This is a genomic window from Comamonas sp. GW821-FHT11H03, assembly GCF_058807955.1.
This window is the reverse complement of the sequence record NZ_JBXARF010000003.1, coordinates 369,857-391,929: the sequence shown is the minus strand read 5'-3', so window position 1 is coordinate 391,929 and position 22,073 is coordinate 369,857. Positions and strand designations below refer to the sequence as shown.

Sequence of the window (22,073 nt, the reverse complement as noted above, 5' to 3'; positions counted from 1 at the left end):
ACTGGCTTGGGGTGGAGGCTTTGGCGATCAGCCTTCGTAGGCGTCCATGGGCACGCAGCTGCAAAACAGATTGCGGTCACCATAGACGTTATCCACGCGGCCCACGGGACTCCAATACTTGGCGCGGCGCAGGGCCGGCACGGGATAGGCGGCGGTTTCGCGGCTGTAACCATGTTGCCAGTCGGCGGCCAGCAAGGACTCCGCCGTATGGGGGGCGTTCTTGAGCGGGTTGTCATCCCGGGGCAGTCTGCCGGCCTCCACTTCGGCAATCTCGGCGCGGATGGCGATCATGGCTTCGATGAAGCGGTCCAGCTCGTACAGGCTTTCACTCTCGGTCGGCTCCACCATCAGCGTGTTGGGCACCGGAAAGGACAGTGTGGGTGCATGGAAGCCGTAGTCGATCAGGCGCTTGGCCACGTCCTCGGCCATCACGCCGCAGCTTTCCTTGAAGTGGCGCAGGTCCACAATGCATTCATGGGCCACGTGACCATACTCGCCCGCGTACAGCGTGGGGAAGTGGTCCTTGAGGCGCGCGCTGATGTAGTTGGCGCTGAGGATGGCGGTTTCGGTCGCCAATTTCAGGCCCGGCTCGCCCATCATGCGGATATACATCCAGCTGATCGGCAAAACGGCGGCATTGCCCAGAGGCGCTGCGCTGACAGCGCCCACCTGGCGGATGTCGCCTGCGGTGGCATGCCCTGGCAGAAAGGGCACCAGATCTTCGACCACGCACACGGGACCGACGCCGGGGCCGCCGCCGCCGTGAGGAATGCAGAAGGTCTTGTGCAAGTTCAGATGGCTGACATCGCCGCCGAACTCGCCGGGCGCGGCAAGACCTACCAGGGCGTTCATATTGGCGCCGTCCACATAGACGCGGCCGCCGTGGCTGTGCACCAGCTGGCACAGCTCCTTCACCTGGGTCTCGAACACGCCGTGCGTGCTGGGGTAGGTGATCATGATGCAGGCCAGATTGGCGCTGTGCTTCTCGCAGGCCAGCTTCAGATCCGCCATGTCCACGTTGCCGTTGTCATCGCATCGGGTGACCACGACCTGCAGGCCCACCATTTGCGCGCTGGCCGGGTTGGTGCCGTGGGCGCTGCTGGGAATCAGGCAGATATTGCGGTGCGCCTCGCCGCGTGATTGATGGAAGGCCTTGATGGCCAGCAGACCTGCGTACTCACCCTGGCTGCCTGCATTGGGCTGCAGGCTGATGCCCGCGTAGCCCGTGGCCTGACACAGCCAGGCGCGCAGTTGCTGGTCCAGCTCGGCATAGCCTTGCAGCTGGCTGGCGGGAGCAAACGGGTGAATATCGGCGAACTCTGGCCAGGTGATGGGAATCATCTCGCTGGTGGCATTGAGCTTCATGGTGCAACTGCCCAGCGGGATCATGCTGCGGTCCAGGGCCAGGTCCTTGTCGCTGAGGCTGCGTATATAGCGCAGCATGGCGGTTTCGGAGTGATGGGTGTTGAAGACCGGGTGGCTCAGATAGGCCGTGCTGCGCTGCAGGGATTCGGGGATCAGCGAGGTCGGGCCTTCGTCCATGGCCTCGATGGTGGGCAGAGCCTGACCCTCCTGGGCAAAGATGCTCCAGAGCAGCTCGACATCGGCCCGGGTCGTGGTTTCGTCCAGGCTGATGCACAGATATTCATCCCATGCCTTGCGCAGATTGACACCTCGGGACACGGCACGAGCCGCCAGGGCATCGGTCGCATCCCGGGTATGCAGGCACAGTGTGTCGAAGGCTGTGTCGTGGTGATGGGCGCTGAAGCCCAGCCGGGCCAGGCCACGGCTCAGGATGGCCGTCAGGCGCGCTACCCGCTGGGCAATGCGCTTCAGTCCCTGGGGGCCGTGGTAGACGGCATACATGCTGGCGATCACGGCCGGCAGGACCTGGGCCGTGCAGATATTGGACGTCGCCTTTTCGCGGCGGATATGCTGTTCGCGCGTCTGCAGAGCGAGGCGGTAGGCGGGCTTGCCATGCGCATCGACGCTGACACCCACCAGGCGCCCGGGCAGGCTGCGCTTGTATTCGTCGCGGCAGGCCATGAAGGCCGCGTGCGGGCCGCCTGCGCCCATGGGCATGCCAAAGCGCTGGCTGTTGCCCACGACAATATCGGCATCCCATTCGCCGGGCGGCGTCAGCAGGGTCAGGGCCAGCAGGTCGGTGGCCACGATGGCGGCCGCCTGCTTGGCGTGAATGGCTTGCACATCGGCCTTCCAGTCCACGATCCAGCCGCTGGAGGCCGGGTACTGGATGACGGCTGCAAACAGGTCGCCCGCCAGCGCAGCTTCCCACTCCTGCTGGCTGTTGGCGATTACCACTTCGATGCCGATCGGCCGGGCGCGTGTCTCGATGACTTCAATCGTTTGCGGGTGCAGATCGCCGGCCAGCACGATGCGATGGCTGCTGGATTTGACAGAGCGTCTGGCCAGCGTCATGGCCTCGGCGGCTGCCGTGGCCTCGTCCAGCATGGAGGCATTGGCAATCGGCATGCCGGTCAGGTCGGTCACCATGGTCTGGAAGTTGACCAGTGCCTCCATGCGCCCTTGTGAGATCTCGGCCTGATAGGGGGTGTAGGCCGTGTACCAGGCGGGGTTTTCGAGGATGTTGCGCAGGATGACGCCCGGCGTGTGCGTGCCGTAGTAGCCCTGGCCGATAAAGCTCTTCAGCACCTGGTTCTTGCTGGCGATGGCCTTGAGTTCGGCCAGCGCAGCGGCTTCGGTAATCGGCGGCGGAAGATCCATGGGCCTGGCGCGGGCGATGGAGTCGGGCATCACATCGCGAATCAAGGCGTCCAGCGAGGGCTTGCCGATGGCAGCCAGCATTTTTTGCTGCTCATCGGCGTCCGGGCCTATATGACGGGGGATGAATTCTTGGCTGTTTTCCAGCGCTTCCAGCGAAGCGACGGGGGCGGGAGGCGACATCAGCATGGGAGGGACCTATTCTCAAATACTGTGACTGACGGTTGGCATGCCAGGCATGCGTGAATGCCGTATGCCTGAAGGCATGCAGCCGGTGCTTCAAGCAGCGCTGGCTTGTTCCAGCGCGGTGTTCATCAGGGCCAGGCGTTCGCTTTCCTGGTCGGCATATTCCCAATCGGGATATTTGCTGCGTGCCACGGTGTTCAGCCATTGCTGGCAGGCCAGGGCAAGCAGGGCCTGCTGGTGCAGATCGGCATCGATGCCGCCTGTGATCTTGAGCTGACCAAAGGCGGTGGCCACATGGGCGCGACAGACCGAGCGCAGATAGCTCTGGTTCATGTCGTCGCTGGCCAGCCATTGGGCCTTGGCCGCTTCGTCATGAGCCAGCATGTCCTGGGGCACGGGCAGATCCCAGTCGCTCAGTTGCTGACGCAAAAAGCGCAGGGTCTTGGCGTGCTTGCCGTCCGTCTGCTCCTGATACCACTCTTCAAGTGCGGCCAGTGTGTCGCTGCCGTCATCGTTGCCGAAGGGGCTGAAGTCGTCACCGCAGTCGTAATAGAAGTCCTGGGCCGCGATGCGCGCAAAGGCCGGGTGGCTGGTCTCGCGGGCGAGACCGACGTCCGGATCATCGAAATACAGAATGGTGCTCATGGCTGCATGCAAAAACGGCCTTCGCAATGCGAGGGCCGTTGATATGCTTAGTGGTCCTTGGCGAAATCGTTGTAGGCGGTCTCTTCCATCAGAGCCTCGAGCTCGCCCACATTGCTCATCTTGACCTTGAAGAACCAGCCTGCGGCCAGCGGGTCGCTGTTGGCCAGCGACGGGTCATCGCGCAGGGCTTCGTTGACTTCGACGATCTCGCCGGTCACGGGCATGTAGACATCGGCAGCAGCCTTGACGGATTCGACCACGCCAGCCACATCGCCGGCCTTGAAGGAGGATCCCACGGCAGGCAGGTCCACAAACACCACATCGCCCAGCGCATCCTGTGCGTGTACGGTGATGCCGACGATGGCGGCATTGGTGTCAGCGGCGTTGATCCACTCGTGTTCTTTGGAATACTTGATGCTCATGGAAAGCTCCAGATGGGGGATTCAGGGGAATCGGGTGTTGTTTGAGAAAGGTCCAGCTCGCACTTTAGCGGTGTTCTGGCCGCTGTTTGGCAAACTGGCCCGTCTCATGCACGGCTGTAGAGACCTAGCCGCGGTAGTAGCGGGTGGGAACGAAGGGCGTGGCGACCACCTTCATGGGGACGGGCTTGCCGCGCACCATGGCGAAGAATTCCGTACCGATGGCGGCATAGTCGGGCTCGACATAGGCCAGCGCCACAGGCTGGTTGAGCGTGGGGCTGAGCAGGCCGCTGGTGATGTGGCCGATATGCTGTCCGTCCATGTTTTCCAGCACGGCGGGCTCGCGCACGGGAATGCGCTCCAGCGCGATCAAGCCCACGCGCTTGCGGCGCAGCGATTGCGGGTTCTGCAATTGCTCCAGCACGATGGCCGCGCCGGGAAAACCGCCCTCGCGCTCGCCGCCGGTGCGGCGCACCTTCTGCATGGCCCAGTTCAGCGCGGCTTCCACCGGGGTGGTGCTGGTGTCTATGTCGTTGCCGTACAGGCAAAGTCCGGCTTCAAGGCGCAGCGAGTTGCGCGCGCCCAGGCCGATGGGGGCCACCTCGGGCTGTGCCAGCAGAGCTTGGGCAAAGGCTTCGGCTGCTTCGCCGGGCAGGGAGATTTCAAAACCGTCCTCGCCCGTATAGCCGCTGCGCGTGATGTAGAGCGCATGGCCCTGCCAGTCGAAGTGATTGCCGGTCATGAAGACCAGTTGCGCAACACCGGGAATCAGGCGCGAGAGTGCCGCAGCGGCTTGCGGGCCTTGCAGGGCCAGCAGGGCGCGGTCGGGCAGTGGGACGACCTCGCAGCGGCTGCCGATGCTGCTCTGGATATGAACGATATCGGCCTCTTTGCAGGCACCGTTGACGATGAGGAACAGATCATCGCCGCGATTGACGAACATCAGGTCGTCGAGAATTCCGCCTTGTTCATTGAGCAGCAGCCCGTAGCGCTGCTTGTGCAGGCCCAGGTCCATGACATCGACGGGCATCAGCGATTCGAGGGCGGCAGCGGCATCGGGGCCGCGCAACAGCAACTGGCCCATGTGCGAGACATCGAACAGGCCGGCGGCCCTGCGCGTGTGCAGATGCTCGGCCATCAGGCCTTGAGGGTATTGCACGGGCATTGAGTAGCCGGCAAACGGCACCATGCGGGCGCCCAGTTGCTGGTGCAGGGCAAGCAGCGGCGTGGAACGCAGATCGGAAGAGGTGGCGGCAGCAGTCACAGGCAAGCGCTCCGGTGGTCAAAACCCAATGAGTGGCCATGCATGACTGGGCCATGCTTGGCGGGCTTGCCCTGCTGTCCGCTTTACCTGAGAGATTCACCGCCTTTGCTTTCGCGGGCGGTTTGCTCCTTCGGTGGATGTCGGCGCACATACGAAATGACGGCCTGCATCTCTCTCCAGCAAGGGACGCTGCAGGTTTGCACACCTTGCAGCGCTTGTCAGTCCTTTTGCCTGAGCGTTTTGACACCGGGTAGGGGGTCTGCGCCTTCGGCGGTGCGAGGCAGCTTCAAGCTGCAGGCACTCTCTCCTGACGTTGGCAATTCTAGCGGTGGGCAGGGTGCCTGCACCACCGCAATGAGTGGATTTTGGGGTTTTCGAGCACAGATCGTCGTCACTGAGCTTGCGCTCTCACTGCGGGTCCGTGTTCATGGTGGGCGTGCGAGGGGCGTCGACCGCTTGGCGCGGAAACACCAGTTGGTAGGGCTGCTCGAAGCAGGCTGTCACGGGCTGGCCCTGGCGCATGCCGGGCTTGAACTTCCAGCGTTCGAGCGAGCGCATGATGGACTTCACGATGCGGGGATCGGTATCGGCGGGCTGATAGGCCACACGGCCGAGTTGACCCTGAGCCGTGACCTCCAGGCGAAAGACCACCGTGGTTTCCAGCCCGTTTGGAAACCAGTGGGCGCTGATGAAAGGCGTGGTGTGGCGGCGTGGCCGGGGTTGCTGATCGAGCTGGGCGGGGGGCGTGCAATCTGCATGGATCCAGGCAGGCCACTCCGTGCTCTGTGGACGCTTTGGAGATGCCGCCGGGGCAGGTGTCAGCTCTGGCTTTGGGGAAACCGTCTGCGGTGTGTCGGCGCTCGCAAGCGGCTTGGGCTGGCTGTCATCAGGAAGGCTGGAGCAGGCACCGAGCAGCAAGCTGAGCAAAGAAGCGGCGACAAGGTGTGGGGTGCGCGTAGAGTCCATGACCGCATTGTCGGCCATGTCGGCAGCGCGTTCAGGGTTGCACCGGGCGCAGGTCCAGCTCCTTGTTGTCGGCCTCGGCGCAGGCGCGCCACCAGGCCGAGCCCGCATGCGGAGCGCCCAGGTCCAGGCGCTCGCCCATCATGGGCGTGGCGACCTCGATACCGTGCTGTCTGCCCAGTTTCAGAATCTGCTCGAACGGGTCCCACCAGGCATGCATGGCGAGGTTGAAAGTGCCGTTGTGTATGGGCAGCAGCCATTGGCCGCCGAGATCCCGGTGGGCCTGCACGGTCTGGGCCGGATGCATATGGACATAGGGCCAGTGGGCGTCGTAGGCGCCGGTCTCCATCAATGTGACATCGAAGGGGCCGAAGCGCCTGCCGATTTCGGCAAAACCGTCGAAGTAGCCGCCATCGCCGCTGAAGAAGACGCGCAGCGGCCTGTCGGCCTGGAGCTCTTCTATGGTCCAGGAAGCCCATAGGGTGCGGTTGCCGTCGCGCAGGCTGCGTCCCGAGAAATGCTGGGCGGGCGTGGCCGTGAAGCGCAGGCCGTCGACCTCGCTGCCCTGCCACCAGTCGTGCTGCACGATCTTGTCGGCCGGCACGCCCCAGGCTGCCAGTCTGTCACCCACTCCCAGGGGGCACAGGAAAACTCCCACCTTGGGCGCGAGCACGCGAATGGTGGCGCGGTCCAGGTGGTCGTAGTGGTCATGCGACAGCAGCACGCCGCGCAAGGCTGGCAACTCGTTCAGGGTAATCGGCGGGGCATGAAAGCGCTTGGGGCCGGCAAACGATAGCGGCGAGGCACGCTCGGAAAATACGGGGTCCGTCAGCCACCAGCCGCCGCGCAACTTCATCAGCAAGGTCGAATGGCCCAGGCGATACAGGCTGCGCTCGGGCGCGAGGCTCAGCTCGGCCGTGCTCAGCGGCAGCACGGGCAGCGCCTTGCCCGGCTCGGAATCGGCCGGCTTGTTGAAGAAGAACTTCCATAGCGTCCCTGCATCGGGCTTGGGGCCGTCGGCCGGACGTGGATGCGTGTTGCGAAAGCGCCCGCCCGTGTATTGAGGCGAGTCCTCGTAGTCGGCGATGGGGGTGTTGAGGCTTGGTTTGCGAAACAAGATCGGACGCCTTAGTAAGACAATTGCCGCAGTTTGGGACGGTTTGCCGCGCTGCAAGAGCCGGCTTGCGAGAGGCCGTATCGCCGGGGCGGCCATTGCCCTGATCCGATGGGGCGAATGCGACACTCGCTGCCTGAGGAGCAAATGCACATGAATCCCATGGTTCACAATCTGGAGAGCATGCTGGCGGCCGGCAAGGACGGTGCGCTGCTGCGCTATACCCTGGGCAAGGCCTATGCCGACGATGAGCAGATGGCCGTGGCGCGCGAGCATCTGAGCAAGGCCACGGCACTGGATGCCGAATACTCCGTCGCCTGGAAGCAACTGGGCAAGGTAGAGCTGGCGCTGGGCGATGCGCAGGCGGCGCGAGCCGCCTGGCAGCAAGGGCTGAGCTGCGCCCAGGCCAAGGGCGATGCCCAGGTCGTCAAGGAGTTGCAGGTGTTTTTGCGGCGCCTGGACAAGCAGGCTGACAGCGTTTAGGAGCTATCAAAAAAATAGCTGAAAACGCTTGTGAGTCAAGCGTTTTCAGCCAATTTGGTCTGACGTCAATCAGTGTGCGCCGGCGGCCGCGTCGGCGGCTCCTGCGGGAGAGGCCGGGCGCTTGGTGAACCAGATCAGCACGATCAGGCTCAGGAAAAGAAAGGACGATGCCAGAAAGATGTCGTCGGCGGCCCGCGTGAAGGCCTGCTGATCGATCAGCCGGTTGATCTGGGCATAGGCCTGCTCGGCGCTCATGCCTGCTGCCTGCAGATTTTTCACCGTGCTCGCAAACGTGCCCTGGCCCTGCACCAGCAGCTCGGTCAGATGGGCGTGGTGCATGGAAGCCCGGCTTTCCCAGAGCGTGGTGGCAATCGAGGTGCCCATGGCGCCCGCCGTGATCCGCACGAAGTTGGACAGGCCTGCGGCGGCAGGAATGCGGTCTGGCGTCAGCCCGCTCAGCGTGATGGTGGTCAGCGGAATGAAGAAAAAAGCCATGGCACCGCCCTGAATCAGCGTGGGAATCAGGATGTGGGCGAAGTCGGTCTCCACGGTGAACTGCGAGCGCATCCACAGCACCATGGCAAACACGATGAAGGCAATGGTTGCCATCTTGCGCGGGTCCCAGACGCCGACCTTGCGGCCCACCATGGGCGTGAGCAGGATGGCCAGCAGGCCCACCGGCGCCAGGGCCAGGCCGGCCGAGGTGGAGGTGTAGCCCATCCATTGCTGCAGCCACAGCGGCAGCAGCACCACATTGCCGAAGAACAGGCCATAGGCGATGGACAGCGCGATCGAGCCAGCCGCGAAGTTGCGCCGCTTGAACAGGCGCAGATCGACGACGGGATGGGCGTCGGTCAACTCCCAGACCACGAAGACGGCAAAGGCCACCACGGCAATCACCGCAAAGGCGATGATTTCATTGGAGGCAAACCAGTCCAGCTCCTTGCCCTTGTCCAGCATCAGCTGCAGCGCCGCCACCCAGAGCACGAGCAGAGACAGGCCCACGGTGTCGATAGGCAGTTTGCGCGTGGGCGTTTCGCGGTTGCGGTAGATGCTCCATGTCATGAGGGCCGAGAGCAGGCCCACGGGCACATTGATGTAGAAGATCCAGGGCCAGGAAATATTGTCCGTGATCCAGCCGCCCAGCAGTGGCCCCACCACGGGCGCGACCAGCGTGGTCACGCCCCACAGCGATAGCGCCACACCGGCCTTGGCGGGCGGATAGCTGGACAGCAGCAGGGTCTGCGACAGCGGAATCATGGGGCCGGCCACGGCGCCTTGCAGCACACGGAACAGCACCAGCATCTCCAGCGAGGAGGCGAAGCCGCAGAGCCAGGAGGTCAGCACGAACAGCAGCACGCTCATGGTGAACAGGCGCACGGCGCCGAAGCGCTGGGTGAGCCAGCCCGTCAGCGGCACGGAGATGGCATTGGCCACACCAAAGCTGGTGATGACCCAGGTGCCCTGGCTGGGGCTGACGCCTACATCGCCGGAGATGGCCGGAATGGCCACGTTGGCGATGGAGGAGTCCAGCACGTTCATGAAGGTGGCCAGCGATAGCGCCAGCGTGCCCAGGGCGAGCTGCGCGCCCTTGAGCGGGGCGATGGCAGGCGGCATGGGGCGGGCCGCCGGGGCTGGCGGTGAATCGCCTGGCGCAGGTCCGCCTGGCGCAGGATTGGCAGAGGTCGTGGAAGTCATGGCTGATTCCGCGTCTTATTGCACAGGCTGGGCAGCGGGCTGGGTGGGCGCGGCCGGGGCGGGCAGATCGGACAGCTGGGTCAGCGCAGGCAGCTTGTCGCCCGCGATGATGTGCTGGATGCGCTGCTCGGCCTGGGCCAGGCTGCCGTCATAGACGGTGGTCTGGGCCACGGGCTCGGTGCGCGGCGTGCTGGCCAGGGCCTGGCCGTCCTTGTCGCGGATATCGACCTTCACGTTCATGGACAGGCCCACGCGCAGCGGGTGCTGCTTGAGCGCTTCGGGCTCCAGGCTGATGCGCACGGGAACGCGCTGCACCACCTTGATCCAGTTGCCGGTGGCGTTTTGCGCAGGCAGCAGCGCAAACGCCGCACCCGTGCCGGCGCCCAGGCCCACGACCTTGCCTTCATAGCTGGTCTTGTCGCCGTAGACATCGGCGTTCAGCTCCACCTTCTGGCCCATGCGCAGATCGGCCAGCTGGCTTTCCTTGAAGTTGGCATCCACCCAGAGCTTGTGCAGATCGACCACGGTCAGCAGTGGCGAGCCAGCGGCCACGCGCTGGCCCAGTTGCACGCCGCGCTTGGCCACAAAACCGTCCACGGGCGCGATCAGGCGTGTGCGCTGCAGGGCCAGATAGGCCTCGCGCACTTTGGCTGCGGCAGCCATGACGGCCGGGAAGTCCTCGGCCGTCGCTCCCTTGGTCTGGGCTTCGGCGGCCGTCAACTGGGCCTTGGCAGCGCGCACGGCGGCTTCGGCGGCCGCCACAGCGTTGCTGGCGGCCGTGGCCAGGGCCTTGGCATGGTCAAACTCTTCCTTGCCCACGGCGCCGGTGGCCGTGAGCGGGCGGCGGCGCGCCACATCGTCGTTGGCTTTGGCGGCATCGGCCTTGAGGCGCAGCAGATCGGCTTCGCGCTGGGCCACCTGGGCGGCCAGCGGGGCGTTGTTGGCGTACAGGGTGCGGGTCTGGCGCGCGGTCTGGGCCAGTTGCGACTCGGCCTGGGCCAGTTGCACCAGATAGTCAGCAGGGTCCAGCTGCACCAGCAACTGGCCGGCCCTGACATAGTCGGTATCGTCGGCGCCGATGCTGATCACGGTGCCGCCGACCTGGGGTGTGATCTGCACTACGTTGCCGGCCACATAGGCGTTGTCCGTGGTCTGGTAGTTGCGGGCCACCATCCAGTGCCAGCCGCCCCAGGCGATGGCGGCCACGGCGACGGCGGCCGCCACGATGGTCAGGCCCTTGCGGCGGCCCGCAGGGTTGGCGCTGGGTGTAGCTGCCGCAGGAGCTTGGGGAGCGTTCTGAGTAGGCTTGGTGTCGGTCATGATGTTGGCGCTTTGTTATCTGTGAAGCGGTTTTGCGCTATTTAAAAAGAGGAGCTACTGACGCCTGTCAATAAAGGAATTTAAGGTGTTTTAGCCTTGAATTCGTTGGTAGGAAAGCGCTAGCAGCTATTGATTTTGTTGAGTGCGGTGTTTATTGCAGGGCAACAGCCGGGGTGTCGTCGCTCCAGCCACCGCCCAGGGCTGCGGCCAGGGCCACTCGGGTGTCCAGCTCGCGCGCCTGCAGGTCCACGGCCAGACGGCGCTGGTTGATGAGCTGGGTTTCGGTGTTGAGCACGGTGATCTGGCTGCCCAGGCCGGCCTGATAGCGCTGCACGGCAAAGTCATAGGCACGCTCGGCCTTGGAAAGCGACTCGGTTTGCAGCTGCTGCTGGCGCTGCAGCGACTGCACGGAGGCAATGGCGTCGCCCGCCTGCTTGACGGCATCGAGCACGGCGCCGTTGTACTGGGCGATGGCGGTGTCGAGATCGGCCTGTTTGCCGCGCAACTGGGCGCGCAGGCGCTTGCCGTCGAAGATCGGCAGGCGCAGCGCAGGCGTGATGCCCATCTGGCGCGAGCTGCCCTGCAGCAGATTGTCCAGGCCCAGCGCGTTCAGGCCCACGAAGGCTGTCAGGTTCACATCGGGGTAGAAGTCGGCCTTGGCGGAATCAATGCCTTGCGTGGCCGCTTCCACGCGCCAGCGCGCGGCCACCACATCGGGGCGGCGGCCCAGCAGATCCGCGCCCAGTGCCTGGGGCACGGGCTGGATGCGCAGCACCGACAGCCTGGGCGAGAGCGCATTTTGCGCATCGGGCGCCTGGGCGCAGAGCACGGCAATCGTGCGGCGCGCCAGCGTGATCTGCTCGCCGAGCATTTCGATCTGGGTTTGGGCATCGGGCATGCCGGCCTGGGCCTGGGTCAGCTCCACCTGGCTGTCCAGGCCCGCTCGGGTGCGCTGCTCGCTCAGGCTCAGCAGTGACTGGCGCTGACCCAGCGTGCGCTGTGCCACTTCCTTCTGGGCAATCAGCCGGGCCAGGGCGATATAGCTTCGCGCCACCTGTGCGGCCAGCTGGTTGGCGGCGGCGGCGCTGTCGGCCTTGGCAGCACGCGCCTGGCCCAGTGCGGCCTGCAGGTCTGCGGCATGCTTGCCGAAGAGATCGGGCGACCAGGACAGGCCGGCCTGCAGATTGGCGCTGTTGAAGATATTGCCCGCAATGGGGGCGGGAATCATGCCGTTGGCCGTGTAGCGCTGGCGTGTGGCGTCGGCGCTCAGCGTTCCGCGCACATCGCTGGCCGTGCTGCTGGCCGTGGCCAGGGCCGCGGCTTTTTCAAAGCGGGCGTTGCTGGCGGCCAGACTGGGGCTGCCGGCCAGGGCCTGATCGATGAGCTGATTGAGCTGGGCATCGCCCAGACCTGTCCACCATTGGGAGGAGGCCAGTGCCGTGGCGTCCGCCGCGCTGAGGCTGGCGGAGTCGTTCAGGCCGACATCGGCCGAGCCCAGTCGTGCCAGCGGCTGGTGCGCCGGCCCTTGCGAGGCACAGCCTGCCAGCGCGAGCACGGCGGCCAGTGCTGCGGTTGCCAGCAGCGAACGGCCGGGGGCGCACTCGGTGGCGGGTTTGCGTGAAGGTCTAGAGGTCATGGAAAAGTGCCAGTGGTTTTTATTGAAATAGGGCGGTGAAAAAGTAGGCAGCAGGCCAGCCTAGTGCTTGGGGTCGCGGCCTGCCTCGTTCGTTTGGATGGGGGGCTTGCCTGGCTCCTGGGTCAGGGCCTCGCGCAGCGCATCGCCGTTGACCAGCATGCGCTGCAGCATGGACAGCATCAGCGTGCATTCGCTGTGGCTGAAGCCGCGCAGATGGCCGTTGAGCACCTTGGTCAGCACCTTGGGCACCTGGGTGGCGACGCTGCGCCCCTCCTCGGTGAGCACCAGATGCACCACGCGCCGGTCGGTGGTGGAGCGCTCGCGACGCAGCAGCCCCTTGGCCTCGATGCGGTCCAGCGCGCGTGTCACCGAAGCCGGGTCCATGCCCAGATCCTTGGCCAGCGTGCTGCTATTGGTGTCGGAGCAGATCAGCAGCTTGTACAGCGGCAGCCACTGCACATAGGTCAGTCCTTGCTCGGCCAGCTGGGCGTCGGCCAGCTGCAGGATGGAGCTCAGTACACGCCGCATGAGAAAGCCGATGCTCTTGTCTGGCGCGTAGACCCCTGCCTGGTAGAAGAAGCTGGACTCGTCCTGCGGGTCGATGATGGGGTCGGTCTGGTTTTGCAATGGCGCCACCAATATTTGCTTGGTCAATGATTGAGTTGGCAATTATTGTGCAGCTGCAAAAAAATGTCAGCAAAGTTTTGAATGGAGCCGCGCCTGCCTGCGCAGTCTCGGCTTTTATTGCTATGAAAATAAAAGCAGTTTGCGCATTGTTGGTATGTGCCAGAGCCTTGTCGGACGCATAAAAAAAGCCCGGCCATGAAGACCGGGCTTGCACAAGGCTGGCGCAGGCTCAGAGCGGCACGCGCAGCACGACCACGATCACCAGGCCCAGGGCCAGATTGAAGGAAACCCATTTGCGGATGCTCTGCAGCGCCTTGCCGCCGGCGGGCCAGTCCTTGAGCTGCACGGCCGCATCCAGGCGCTTGAACAGTGCAAAGCGGATATGGCCGAACACGGCCATCATCACCAGGCCCAGAATGCTCATCACAATCCAGTTGACCGGCATGTTGAACTGACCACCGGCCTGGGCGGCCATGGCGTGAATGCTGCCTATCATCCCGATGCCGGTGGCCAGCACGACCACCACCAGCACCATGACCCAGGCAAAAAACCGCTGCAGCACGCCATGCATCAGCGTCACGCGCTCGGGCGGCTGCAGGCCCTGGACGGCAGGGCGCAGAAAGAAATGCGCAAAGAACATGCCGCCCACCCAGATGATGATGGCCAGAAGGTGCAGAAGTTTGAACAGAATGAAAAGCATGGCTTGTGGGGCTTGATTGGGGAGATATCGCAAGCCTAACGGAGATCGTCCTACGGGTGGAACACACAGGCCGAAATAGCAGGGCTATCGCGTTGCCCAGGCCTGATTAGACTTGGCTGCAACCAACAACAGTCAGCCATAGCGCAGGAGTCCCTATGTCAGAACAAGCCACCGTCGTCGCCTTCAAGCAGTCTTCCGGTCGGGTCGCCTTGCGCACCGGCAACGGCCGCTTTGTGCTGGCCGAGCAGACCGATTCCAGTGTGCTGCGCGAAGGACTGAGTCTGAATGGCAATATGAGCGAGTTCGGCCCCGAGGTCTGGGGTGACGACAGCGGACAGAACCAGTACGAAGTCTTTGTGCTGGGCTGGGATCTGTCGCAGGAGGCGGTCGAGCTGGAGATGTGATGTGTCGCTCCTGAAAAAAGAGCTGCCAGCGCATGCTTGACAAGCGCTGGCAGCTCTCTTTTTTTGGGATTTTCCTGCAACCGGGGCTTTCACCCCGGCGCGCCCCATTACTTCTTCAGGTCGAAGCGGTCCAGTTCCATGACCTTGACCCAGGCAGCGACGAAGTCCTGGTAGAACTTCTGCTCGTTGCCCTTTTCGGCATAGACCTCGGCCACTGCGCGCAGAACGGCGTTGGAGCCGAAGACCAGGTCCACGCGGGTGCCGGTCCACTTCCTGGCACCGCTCTTGCGGTCCACGCCTTCGTAGTTGCCATCCTCCAGGGGCTGCCACTGTGTGCCCATGTCCAGCAGGTTGACGAAGAAATCGTTCGTCAGCTTGCCCGGAGTCTGGGTCAGCACGCCGTGGTTGCCGGCAGTGTTGATGTTGATGGCACGCAGGCCGCCGATCAGCACGGTCATCTCGGGGGCCGTGAGAGTGAGCAACTGGGCCTTGTCGATCAGCAGGGCTTCTGCGGGCGCCGGGAAGCGCCCTTGCAGATGGTTGCGGAAGCCGTCGGCCTTGGGCTCCAGCGGCGCGAAGGATTCGGCATCGGTCTGCTCGTCGCTGGCGTCGCCTCGGCCGGGGGTGAAGGGCACGTTGATCTTCACACCAGCGTCTGCGGCCGCTTTTTCCACGCCCGCGCTGCCGGCCAGCACGATCAGGTCGGCCAGCGAGATGCGCTTGTCGCCCTCGGCCGCCTTGTTGAACTCGCGCTGGATTTCCTCGAGCTTGCCCAGTACCTTGGCCAGTTGCGCAGGGTTGTTGGCGGCCCAGTCCTTTTGCGGAGCCAGGCGGATGCGGGAGCCGTTGGCGCCGCCGCGCTTGTCCGAGCCGCGGAAGGTGGAGGCCGATGCCCAGGCCGTGGCCACCAGCTCCTGCACCGACAGGCCCGATGCCAGCAGCCTGGCCTTGAGGGCGGCCGCATCGGCATCGTTGACCAGCTCATGCTTGACGGCGGGGATGGGGTCTTGCCAGATCAGCTCTTCCTTGGGTACTTCGGGACCCAGATAGCGTGCACGCGGGCCCATGTCGCGGTGGGTCAGCTTGAACCAGGCGCGGGCAAAGGCTTCGGCGAAAGCCTGTGGGTTTTCAAGGAAGCGGCGCGAGATCTTCTCGTAGGCAGGGTCCATGCGCAGCGACAGGTCGGTGGTCAGCATGGTGGGCTTTTTGTGGGGGCCGCCATGCGCGTCGGGGATGACATCGCCCGCGTCCTTGGCCACCCACTGAATGGCGCCGGCAGGGCTTTTTTCCTGGACCCATTCGTACTTGAACAGGTTCTCGAAGAAGAAATTGCTCCACTGTGCCGGGGTCTGGGTCCAGGTCACTTCAAGGCCGGAGGTGATGGCATCGCCAGCCTTGCCGGACTTAAAGCTGCTGGCCCAGCCCAGGCCCTGGGCTTCCAGGCCGGCGGCTTCGGGCTCGGCGCCCACATGGCTGGCGGGGCCCGCACCATGGGTCTTGCCGAAGGTGTGGCCGCCAGCGATCAGCGCCACGGTTTCCTCGTCATCCATGGCCATTCGGGCAAAGGTGTCGCGGATGTCATGCGCGGCCGAGAGAGGGTCGCCATTGCCGTCCGGGCCTTCGGGGTTGACATAGATCAGCCCCATCTGCACGGCGGCCAGCGGGTTCTCGAGGTCGCGCTCGCCGCTGTAGCGGCTGTTCGGGTTCTGGGTGGGGGCCAGCCATTCCTTCTCTGCACCCCAGTACACATCCTGATCGGGTTCCCAGGTGTCCACGCGCCCGCCACCGAAGCCGAAGGTGCGGAATCCCATGGTTTCCAGTGCGACGTTGCCGCACAGAATCATCAGGTCACCCCAGGAAATCTGGCTGCCGTATTTCTGCTTGATCGGCCACAGCAGGCGGCGCGACTTGTCGATGTTGACGTTGTCAGGCCAGCTGTTGAGCGGGGCAAAGCGCTGCTGGGCGCGGCCCGCGCCGCCTCGACCGTCCTGAATGCGATAGGTGCCGGCAGCGTGCCAGGCCATGCGGATGAACTGGGGGCCGTAGTGGCCGAAGTCGGCAGGCCACCAGTCCTGCGAGTCGGTCATCAGGGCGCGCAGGTCGCGCTTGACGGCTTCATAGTCCAGCTTCTGGAAAGCCTGGGCGTAGTTGAAGTCTTCACCCAAGGGGTTGCTTTTGGCGGAGTGCTGGCTCAGCAAATCCACGCGCAGCTGATTGGGCCACCAGTCCTTGTTGCTGGTGGCGTTGCCTGCGGCGGCGGTTTCGCTGTTCTGTCCTTGGTGGAAGGGGCACTTGGATTCAGTAGTCATGGGGCTCTCCGTTTCAACGATCCGACAGGTCGGTAGGTGCAGGAAACAGATATCAATCAATGATTAATATCAATCAATTAAACTCAATAGCTATTAGCGATTGGCTGAGGTGAATTATCGGTGCGCGGCTGGCATGAAGGGCGTGTTGTGCTATTGAAATTACTAAGCAGCGCCATAGGAAGAATTAGGGGGCGAGTCTTGAGCCGACGCAATGTCGGGTTCAGATACTTCGCAAAGTGACTGAGACTGTGACTTTTAAAGCGTATGCGAGGCAGCCTGTTTGCACAAGCATGAGCCATCAAATCAGGTCGTTGACCTACCTGGCCTCAGCTGTGGCAGCGGCTCAGCCGGCGACCAGCTTGTGCACCAGATCGGCTGCGGTGGAGGCGCCGTATTTGCGCATCAGCCGGGCGCGGTAGATTTCCACGGTGCGGTGGCTGATGGCCAGCGCCTTGCCGATTTCCTTGCTGGTCATGCCTTCGAGCAGGCGCGCGGCCACTTCGCGTTCGCGGCCTGTCAGCTCGGCCTTGACGGGGCGCTGGGCCGAGAGGTCTTCAAAGCTCCAGATGCCCGAGGCATGCGGATCGTCGCGGTCCAGCGTGCGGCCGCTGACATGGCACCAGAACACCTCGCCATTGGCGCGCTTCATGATGCGATTGTCGGAATAGATGCCTGTGATGTTGAGAATCGGGGCAATGCGTGCGCCCAGGCGCTCGTATTCGTCAACGCTGGGGTACAGCACCTGGAACGTCTGTCCTATGAGTACTTCGCGCGAGGCGTGGAACATTTCACACAATTGCCGATTACAGTCAATCATGATGCGGTTGCGCGAGATGACGAGACCTACGGGGGCGGCGTCGAACGCCAGCCGGTAATCCACAACCATGGTACTGCTCTTTACGAAAAACTACTTACTCAAGTACGTAGTATCGTAGCGCATCCAATTTCAAGGAGACATGTGTGAAAAAGCTCTACCCATCCGCAGAAGCGGCGCTGCAGGGCGTGGTGGCCGACGGGCAATTGCTGGCCGTTGGCGGCTTCGGCCTGTGCGGCATTCCCGAGGCCCTGATCGATGCGGTTTGCGCCAGCGGCGTCAAGAACCTCACGGTGGCATCCAACAACGCCGGCGTGGACGGCTTTGGTCTGGGCAAGCTGCTGGACACCCGCCAGGTCAAGAAGATGATCTCCAGCTATGTGGGCGAGAACAAGGAGTTCGAGCGCCAGTACCTGGCCGGTGAGCTGGAGCTGGAGTTCACGCCTCAGGGCACTCTGGCCGAGAAGATGCGCGCCGGCGGCGCCGGCATTCCCGCCTTCTTCACCAAGACCGGTGTGGGCACGCTGGTGGCCGAGGGCAAGGAGTTGCGCGAATTCGACGGCGAGACCTATGTGATGGAGCACGCCATCGTGGCCGATGTGTCCCTGGTCAAGGCCTGGCGCGCGGACAAGAGCGGCAATCTGCAGTTCCGCCTGACGGCGCGCAACTTCAACCCTGCGGCAGCCACCTGCGGCAAGGTCTGCGTGGTGGAAGTCGAGGAACTGGTGGAAGTGGGCGAGATCGCCCCCGACGACATCCATCTGCCCGGCATCTATGTGCACCGCATCGTGCATAACGCCAACCCCGAAAAGCGCATCGAAAAGCGCACCGTGCGCGAAGCCTGAAACATGGCAGATACGTCCCATTCGCCCGAGGCTGCCGCCCAGGCCGACGTACCGGTCTTTCGTGCGTTGGCTGCGCAAGAGCGGGAGCAACTGGACCGCGAGCGCTTGCTGGTGTGCCAGGTCGCGGCCCGTGAACTGGGGCTGAGCGACTGGAGCATGGACCGCTCGGGCCTGGCGCAGTTGCAGCAGTTGCTCGATCGCGGCCTGGTATCGGCCGACAACCTGCTGCTGGCCCGAGGATTGGGCGTGGTGCTGGGGGACGCGCTGAGCTGCGAAATGGACGACATGGACTGGCATATGGTGAGCGACGACTGGGGAGCCGACCCCGTTGTGCGCTACCGCGAAACCAGCATCCAGGTGGGGGCTCGCGACATGGTCCTCAAACGGCTCGAAGACGGCCAGAGCGTCGATCTGCTGCACTTGCTCGATGGTGTGATTTCGCACCTGCAGCCCATGATCGATTCCGGCGATTACCAATAACGTCAATCACGATTTATTCAGGAGGCTCTTATGCCCTGGACCCAAGACCAGATGGCCGCGCGCGCGGCCCAAGAACTCGAAGACGGCTTCTACGTCAACCTCGGTATCGGCATTCCCACGCTGGTGGCCAACCACACGGGTGACAAGGAAGTGTGGCTGCAGTCCGAGAACGGCATGCTGGGCATCGGCCCCTTCCCGACCGAAGACCAGGTCGACGCCGACCTGATCAACGCCGGCAAGCAGACCGTGACCACGCTTCCCGGCTCGGCCATTTTTGGCTCCGACCAGTCGTTTGCCATGATTCGCGGCGGCAAGATCAATCTGTCCATTCTGGGTGCCATGCAGGTGTCCGAAAAAGGCGATCTGGCCAACTGGATGATTCCCGGCAAGATGGTCAAGGGCATGGGCGGGGCCATGGACCTGGTAGCGGGCGTCAAGCGCGTCATCGTGCTCATGGAACATGTGGCCAAGAAAAAGGACGGCACGACCGACCTGAAGATTCTGCCCAGTTGCACCCTGCCGCTGACGGGTCTGGGCGTGGTGGATCGCATCATCACCGATCTGGGCGTGATGGACGTGACGCCCGAAGGCCTGAAGCTGGTGGAGCTGGCACATGGCGTGAGCTTTGACGAGATCCAGTCCAAGACGGGTGTGACGCTGCTGAAATAAGTGGCACTGCGCTCACGGGCAAGAACCGCTGCGGCGGTTCTTTTTTATGCCTTTTTTGCGGAATCAGCAGAATTAATAGCTGCCGGGGTTGATAGGACAAGCGATGTAAGCTGTTTTTGCTTTAATTGTGGCCCACAAATTATTGCAATCTGCAACAATCGAGATTGATTGAGCAGACAGAAAAAGAGCGCTTTGATGAGTGAGAACGCTGGTGCGCAGGGGCACGAGACCGATATACATTTTTTGCGCGCAGTCACCGATATGGCCGAGCATACGGAGGTCATGACAGGCGATGCAATCTATACCGATAAGGGCATGAAGCTGGTGGACAAAGGCACACGTGTTGACAGTCGACTCTATGACCGTCTGGTCATGCACAAGCTGCGTGACCCGATCGATGCCAACCTGGTCACGGGCGATCTGGTCGACGTTGCATCCCTGGTCGCTCTGGCGCGCCAGCAATGCGAGCAGGTCGATCTGCTGCACCGCATGGTGGCGTCCATCGGCGATATCGAGCGTCTGCTGGCGCCGCTCAAGAGCTTGCTGCTGCCCCAGGCCATTGCCTTCAAGCTCACCGTCATGCGCGAGCAGCGCTCCGACCTCTACCAGCACAGCCTGCAGATGACGCTGGTGGCGATCTTTCTGGCGCTCAAGAACGGCTGGACCGAGCGCGAATGCGTGCCGTTGGCCACGGCCGCGCTGCTGCACGATGTGGGCATGCTCTATATGGACCCGGTCTGGACCGATCCGGACCATCGCTTGAGCGGCGAGGAACGCAAGCATCTGGTCGCGCATTCCGTCACCGCCATGCTGGTGGTGCGCAGCACCGAACTGTATTCGCGCGCCGTGGAAATCGCCGTGCTCGAGCACCATGAGCGCATGGATGGGGCCGGCTATCCGCGCGGCATCAAGGGCAACGCCATTTCGCCCATGGGGCAGGTGCTGCTGCTGGCCGAGGTGGTCTCGGCCTTCTTCGAGAAATTCACGGACATGCCGGGTCAGCGCCTGTCGCTCATGCTGCGCATGAACCACAAGAGCTATCCGGCCGATCTGGTGCACCTGATTTTGCCGCTGCTCTACGACGAAATCAGTCCCGGCAAGCCGCTGGCGCCGCTGCAGGCCGAGTTCTCTCACAGCATTGCGGCCCTGGAGGCTGCGCTGCGCAAATGGAGCGAACTCAGGCTCGATTTTCCCGAGCAATGGCAGCAAATGCCCGACGCACAGGCGGCGGTGGCCGTGGAGAGCAATCTTGCCCAACTGCAAAAGCAGCTGGCCGAGGCAGGCTCCCACCCCAGCCAGCAACTGGATGTGTTGAGATTCTTCAAGGATGACGCGCTGGGCATGAGCGAGCTGGCCCTGGTCAACCGCGAGGCCTTGTGGCAGCTGCAGGCCATCATGAACGACTGCCTGCGCCGCTGGCCCACGCTGGGGCAGGGTGGCTCCACGCTGGAAGTCGCCGTGGCCGAATGGTGCGAGGCCTGCGCTCAGCTGATGCCGCAGGCGGGCCGCAGCTCGGCCATGAATGTCGACACGCAGTCGTTGAGTTGACGGCATTGACCACGAGCTTCGCCCGGGACGTATGTCCTCAGGTTTGATAGCTGCAGGCGCTTGATTGACGGGCGCTACACGGGTATTTCTTCAAGATTTTGCGCATCGCGCCGCAGTGCGGCGTGCTTTGCCGTGTCTGCTGGCGGCATTCTGAAAAAGTATTGTTGATAGCGCGCGAGGCACGATCAACAAGGGCCGGCCGCATCTGCTACCAGTCTTAGGGCTTTGTTTTGCGCAGGAATTCGGATAACTGTATATTTGTACAGTATCAAAGAGTTCTCGCATGCATACCCAGTCCTTGACATCCTTGGCCCGCCCTGGCTCACAGCCAGGCATGACGGCGTCCGTCCGGCAGCAGGCAGGTGCAGAGCAGGGCGTGCGGCAGGATCTGCACTCTGCGGGTAGCCCGCATTTGTCCGCCATACAGATTCCCGGTGTCTGGCGCGGCACGGACTGGCAGCAGGATGCATGCCGCAATGTCTGGCCCAGTGGTCATGCAGCGCTGGACTGCGAGCTGCCCGGTGGTGGCTGGCCCGGCAATGCCTTGATTCAGCTGCAGCAACCCGCGCACTGTCATGCGGAGTGGGCCTTGCTGTTGCCCGCGCTGGCCGCAAGAGTGCGGCAGCATGCGGCTTCACGCGGGGATGCGCGAATGGGGCAGCTGGTGCTGGTGGCTCCACCCTATCTGCCTTTCGCCCCGGCCTTGCAGGCCGCCGGTATTGACGCGAAGCGGCTGTGCGCGGTGCAGCCGGGGCGCAGTGCCCAGGATTTGGCTTGGGCCTGCGAGCAGGCACTGCATTGCCGGGATGTGTTGGCGGTGCTGGCCTGGTTGCCCGAGCTTCCCGCGTCCACGCTGCGCCGCTTGCAGCTGGCTGCCGCTTCGCAGAGTCGGCCTCTGTGGCTATGGCAGGAGTTGCAGGCCGAGCCGCTGAGCTCTCCCGCCGCATTGCGGTTGAGACTGGGGAGAGCCACGGCAGACTCCGCTGCCCAGCAGGCGCCGGGTTTGCAGATACAGATACTGAAGCGTCGTGGGCCTTTGCTGGAGCGCCCTATACAGCTCCCGCTTTCGCAGTGGGCCTGGCAGCCCGTGCTGCAGGCACAGGCCCAAAGACATGCGCGCCAGAGCGAAGAGGCTGCCATGCTCATGCAAGGGCGTATGACAGCCGCCGCTCCTGCAACGGCCTCGCATTGGATGACGGAGGCATGA

At 63.5% G+C, this 22,073-nt stretch carries 20 protein-coding genes and 2 riboswitches; of the genes, 7 read left to right on the top strand and 13 right to left on the bottom strand.

Translation table 11 applies throughout. The features are described from left to right. Positions 1-27 precede the first annotated feature (27 nt). The 6 genes from gcvP to AC1RTQ_RS10060 all read right to left on the bottom strand — a co-directional run bounded on the left by gcvP (position 28) and on the right by AC1RTQ_RS10060 (position 7,336). Entirely contained in the window at positions 28-2,931 is a 2,904-nt protein-coding gene (gene gcvP / locus AC1RTQ_RS10085) for an aminomethyl-transferring glycine dehydrogenase (RefSeq protein ID WP_492875382.1), read from the bottom strand. Between the two features lie 90 nt (positions 2,932-3,021). After that, on the bottom strand, positions 3,022-3,573 hold the full coding sequence (locus AC1RTQ_RS10080) for a MolR family transcriptional regulator (RefSeq protein ID WP_492875380.1): 552 nt from the start codon (positions 3,571-3,573) through the stop codon (positions 3,022-3,024). 47 nt (positions 3,574-3,620) lie between these two features. Beyond that, entirely contained in the window at positions 3,621-3,995 is a 375-nt protein-coding gene (gcvH, locus tag AC1RTQ_RS10075) for a glycine cleavage system protein GcvH (RefSeq protein ID WP_302090954.1), read from the bottom strand. A gap of 124 nt (positions 3,996-4,119) precedes the next feature. Beyond that, positions 4,120-5,256: a glycine cleavage system aminomethyltransferase GcvT gene (gene gcvT, locus AC1RTQ_RS10070; RefSeq protein ID WP_492875378.1), complete on the bottom strand. Its 1,137-nt coding sequence runs from the start codon at positions 5,254-5,256 to the stop codon at positions 4,120-4,122. Positions 5,257-5,320: 64 nt separating this feature from the next. Continuing rightward, positions 5,321-5,446: riboswitch (glycine riboswitch) on the bottom strand. A 19-nt stretch (positions 5,447-5,465) separates the two neighbouring features. Next, positions 5,466-5,576: riboswitch (glycine riboswitch) on the bottom strand. Positions 5,577-5,664: 88 nt separating this feature from the next. Then, the gene (locus AC1RTQ_RS10065) at positions 5,665-6,240 is read right to left on the bottom strand and encodes an energy transducer TonB (protein WP_492875376.1); all 576 of its coding nucleotides are present in this window, start codon (positions 6,238-6,240) and stop codon (positions 5,665-5,667) included. Between the two features lie 13 nt (positions 6,241-6,253). After that, positions 6,254-7,336: an MBL fold metallo-hydrolase gene (locus tag AC1RTQ_RS10060; RefSeq protein WP_492875374.1), complete on the bottom strand. Its 1,083-nt coding sequence runs from the start codon at positions 7,334-7,336 to the stop codon at positions 6,254-6,256. Positions 7,337-7,486: 150 nt separating this feature from the next. On the opposite strand from AC1RTQ_RS10060, the gene AC1RTQ_RS10055 reads away from it, so the two are divergent. Then, complete coding sequence (locus AC1RTQ_RS10055; RefSeq protein WP_304349152.1) at positions 7,487-7,816, top strand: hypothetical protein; 330 nt, start codon at positions 7,487-7,489, stop codon at positions 7,814-7,816. A 69-nt stretch (positions 7,817-7,885) separates the two neighbouring features. Here AC1RTQ_RS10055 and AC1RTQ_RS10050 read toward each other — a convergent pair whose 3' ends face one another. From AC1RTQ_RS10050 to AC1RTQ_RS10030, 5 genes are all read right to left on the bottom strand, one after another. Further along, positions 7,886-9,514, bottom strand: coding sequence for a DHA2 family efflux MFS transporter permease subunit (locus AC1RTQ_RS10050; RefSeq protein WP_492875372.1), 1,629 nt, complete (start codon positions 9,512-9,514; stop codon positions 7,886-7,888). Positions 9,515-9,529: 15 nt separating this feature from the next. Continuing rightward, positions 9,530-10,834, bottom strand: a complete 1,305-nt coding sequence (locus tag AC1RTQ_RS10045; protein ID WP_302090948.1) for an HlyD family secretion protein — start codon at positions 10,832-10,834, stop codon at positions 9,530-9,532. A gap of 151 nt (positions 10,835-10,985) precedes the next feature. Continuing rightward, positions 10,986-12,470: an efflux transporter outer membrane subunit gene (locus AC1RTQ_RS10040; protein ID WP_304349155.1), complete on the bottom strand. Its 1,485-nt coding sequence runs from the start codon at positions 12,468-12,470 to the stop codon at positions 10,986-10,988. A 60-nt stretch (positions 12,471-12,530) separates the two neighbouring features. Next, a complete protein-coding gene (locus AC1RTQ_RS10035) occupies positions 12,531-13,106 on the bottom strand; it encodes a MarR family winged helix-turn-helix transcriptional regulator (protein ID WP_409812461.1) in 576 nt (191 codons plus the stop codon). A 220-nt stretch (positions 13,107-13,326) separates the two neighbouring features. Further along, positions 13,327-13,797: a CopD family protein gene (locus AC1RTQ_RS10030; protein WP_302090945.1), complete on the bottom strand. Its 471-nt coding sequence runs from the start codon at positions 13,795-13,797 to the stop codon at positions 13,327-13,329. Between the two features lie 155 nt (positions 13,798-13,952). Here AC1RTQ_RS10030 and AC1RTQ_RS10025 point away from each other — a divergent pair, with 155 nt between their 5' ends. Then, positions 13,953-14,201, top strand: coding sequence for a hypothetical protein (locus AC1RTQ_RS10025; RefSeq protein WP_492875369.1), 249 nt, complete (start codon positions 13,953-13,955; stop codon positions 14,199-14,201). A 107-nt stretch (positions 14,202-14,308) separates the two neighbouring features. Here the strand turns inward: AC1RTQ_RS10025 and katG are convergent, their stop codons facing one another. Further along, positions 14,309-16,510, bottom strand: coding sequence for a catalase/peroxidase HPI (katG, locus tag AC1RTQ_RS10020; RefSeq protein WP_492875367.1), 2,202 nt, complete (start codon positions 16,508-16,510; stop codon positions 14,309-14,311). Between the two features lie 343 nt (positions 16,511-16,853). Then, positions 16,854-17,396: a PAS and helix-turn-helix domain-containing protein gene (locus AC1RTQ_RS10015; protein ID WP_302090942.1), complete on the bottom strand. Its 543-nt coding sequence runs from the start codon at positions 17,394-17,396 to the stop codon at positions 16,854-16,856. A 74-nt stretch (positions 17,397-17,470) separates the two neighbouring features. On the opposite strand from AC1RTQ_RS10015, the gene AC1RTQ_RS10010 reads away from it, so the two are divergent. The 5 genes from AC1RTQ_RS10010 (at position 17,471) to imuA (ending at position 22,073) form a co-directional block, all read left to right on the top strand. Beyond that, positions 17,471-18,169 (top strand): CoA transferase subunit A, encoded by a 699-nt coding sequence (locus AC1RTQ_RS10010; RefSeq protein WP_302090941.1) that lies wholly within the window; start codon positions 17,471-17,473, stop codon positions 18,167-18,169. Between the two features lie 3 nt (positions 18,170-18,172). Beyond that, a complete protein-coding gene (locus tag AC1RTQ_RS10005) occupies positions 18,173-18,649 on the top strand; it encodes a DUF3806 domain-containing protein (RefSeq protein ID WP_304349157.1) in 477 nt (158 codons plus the stop codon). Between the two features lie 30 nt (positions 18,650-18,679). Beyond that, positions 18,680-19,318, top strand: a complete 639-nt coding sequence (locus AC1RTQ_RS10000) for a 3-oxoacid CoA-transferase subunit B (RefSeq protein ID WP_492875364.1) — start codon at positions 18,680-18,682, stop codon at positions 19,316-19,318. 195 nt (positions 19,319-19,513) lie between these two features. Then, a complete protein-coding gene (locus tag AC1RTQ_RS09995) occupies positions 19,514-20,866 on the top strand; it encodes an HD-GYP domain-containing protein (RefSeq protein ID WP_302090938.1) in 1,353 nt (450 codons plus the stop codon). A gap of 334 nt (positions 20,867-21,200) precedes the next feature. Continuing rightward, positions 21,201-22,073 carry a translesion DNA synthesis-associated protein ImuA gene (gene imuA, locus AC1RTQ_RS09990; protein WP_492875362.1) on the top strand — a complete coding sequence of 291 codons (873 nt, stop codon included), beginning with the start codon at positions 21,201-21,203 and terminating at the stop codon, positions 22,071-22,073.